The organism is Actinosynnema sp. NPDC059797, from assembly GCF_042732085.1.
GTDB lineage: Bacteria > Actinomycetota > Actinomycetes > Mycobacteriales > Pseudonocardiaceae > Actinosynnema.
Map to the genome: position 1 here is coordinate 1 of NZ_JBHWIE010000649.1, position 2292 is coordinate 2292.

Here is a 2292-nt window from a genome sequence, read left to right on the forward strand (position 1 = left end):
GCGCCCCCCCCCCCCCCGTTGGGGGGGGGGGGGGGGGGGGGGCGCCCCCCCCCCCCCCCCCCGACCCCCGCTCACCCGCGCGGGTCGCCGACAGCGGGCAGCCGCCCTCACCCGTGCAGGTCGCGGTACGCGGCGGCGGCGCCGGGGTGCAGCGGCAGCCGCGCGGTCCCGATGAGGCTGCGCACGTCGAGGTACTGGGTGCCCAGCGCCTGGTCCGGCACCAGCTCGGCGGCGCGGGCGACCAGCGTGCGGGTGATCGCGCCGGCCACCCCCTCCGGCAGCGCCGCCCGGCACACCAGCAGGTTCGCCACGCCGATCGTGGGCACCTCGCGGTCGGCGCCGTAGACGCCCACCGGCACCGGGACCTGCTCGTAGACCGAGCCGTGCGCCCGGCGCAGCGCGGGCACCAGCTCGCCCAGCGGCAGCAGGCGGATGCCGGGCAGCTCGTCCAGCTTGGGCGTCGGCACGCCGCCGGACCACAGCAGGGCGTCGACCCGCCCCTCCGCCAGCGCCGCCGCCGCGTCCTCCAGCCGGTGGTGCTCGACCCGGACGTCGCGCAGGCCCAGCGCGGCCAGCATCCGCTCGCCGGACAGCGCCGCGCCCGAGCCCCGCGCGCCCAGCGACACCGTGCGCCCCGCCAGGTCGGCGGCCCGCCGCGCCGGGTCGTCCGCCCGCACCACGAGCTGGAGGTAGTTCTCGTAGACGCGGCCCAGGGCGCGCAGCTCCAGCGCCGGGTCGGCCGCGTGCGCCGAGTCCGCCAGCGCCAGCGCGACCTGCGCGCCTCCCGCGCCCAGCAGCTCCAGGTTCTGCCTGCTGCCCTCGGTCTCCAGCGGCCGGGCGCGCAGCTCGCCCAACCGGGCCGCGAGCAGGGTGGCGACCTCGAAGTAGAACCCGCCGCGCTCGCCGGCGGCGATGACCAGCTCGCCGGCCGGCTCACCGGCCGTGCAGGCGGCGGGCCAGGCGGCCAGGGGGAGGCCCAGCAGGAACGACCGGCGCCTCACGGCCGCCGGCTCCGCGGTCGGCCCGGTCACAGCAGCGGCTCCAGGGGCAGCTCCACGCGGGCGGTCAACCCGTTCACCGAGGTCAGCGCCAGCGTGCCCTGCCACGCCCGCACGAGCTGGTCGGCGATCGCCAGGCCGAGGCCGGTGCCCGGCCGGTCGGACCGGCCGCGCCAGAACCGCGAGGTGGCCAGCGCCAGCTCCGGCCCGGTCAGCCCCGGCCCGTCGTCGCGCACCTCGACCCAGCCGACGCCCGCCGACCGGTCCGCGCCCAGCCCGACCCGGACCGCGCCGCCGTACTTGACCGCGTTGTCCAGCAGCACGTCCAGCACCTGCGCCAACGCCGACTCGGGGCAGCGGACCAGCACCGGCGGCACGGGCGGCGCGGGCACCGGCACCTGCCAGAACCCGGTGCGGTCCACCACGACCGCGCCCAGGTCGGCCAGGCCGGGCTCGCGCCCGCCCGCCGCCACCTCGGTCGCCGCGCTCTCCGCCGACGCGAGCGCGAGCAGACCGTCCAACAGGGACTCCAACCGCTCGATCTCGGCCACGCCCGCCAGGTAGGCCCGCTGCCCGCCGGGCCGCACCTGGTCGCGCAGCGTGTCCATGCGCAACCGCAGCGCCGCCATCGGGTTGCGCAGCTGGTGCGAGGCGTCCGCGATCAGCCGCCGCTGCTGGTCGGCGGCCTCGGTGACCGCGTCGGACATCCGGTTGAACGACTCGGACAGCTCGCGCACCTCCGGCGGCCCGCTGCTGCCCGGCACGTGCGCCCGCCGCTCGCCCGCGGCCACCGCGCGCACCCCGACCGCCAGCTCCGCCAGCGGCTTGAGCAGCCACCGGGTCACGGCCAGCACCAGCAGCACCGAGCCCAGGCCCGCGGCCAGCGCGCCGCCCAGCACCCACAGCCACCGGCCGGCCACGTCCGCCGCGGCCCGGTCCACCGACGCCCGCAGCACCACCGCGCCCGCGACCCGCGTGCCCGTGCCGACCGGGCGGGCGAACACCACGTGCCCGGACGACCACGGCACCACCGTCGGCACCGACCGGACCGGCTGGTTGCGCAGCGCGGCGTCCAGGACCGGCGCGAGCGCCGGGTCGTCCGCGCGCAGGCCCGCCTGCGCCACCGCCTCGCGGCGGGCGTCCACCACCACGACCGGCTCGCCGTACAGCTCGACGTAGGCGGCGACCTCGTCCTGCAGGGCGGTGGCGTCCTCGGTGGCCTCGGCCTGCTGGGCGAGCGCGGAGAACCGGTCGAGGTCGGCGGTGCGGCAGAGCGCGTACCGCTGCGTGCGCT

The 2292-nt window shown here is 79.3% G+C and carries 2 protein-coding genes; both read right to left on the reverse strand.

Features of this window, described 5'->3' with window-relative positions:
* Window positions 1-107: 107 nt before the first annotated feature.
* Complete coding sequence (locus tag ACFV4N_RS42920; protein ID WP_499678445.1) at window positions 108-1031, reverse strand: TAXI family TRAP transporter solute-binding subunit; 924 nt, start codon at window positions 1029-1031, stop codon at window positions 108-110.
* Window positions 1028-2292 (reverse strand): sensor histidine kinase (locus ACFV4N_RS42925; RefSeq protein ID WP_499678446.1); only part of this gene is annotated, 1265 nt, incomplete at its 5' end. The genes ACFV4N_RS42920 and ACFV4N_RS42925, both read right to left, overlap by 4 nt.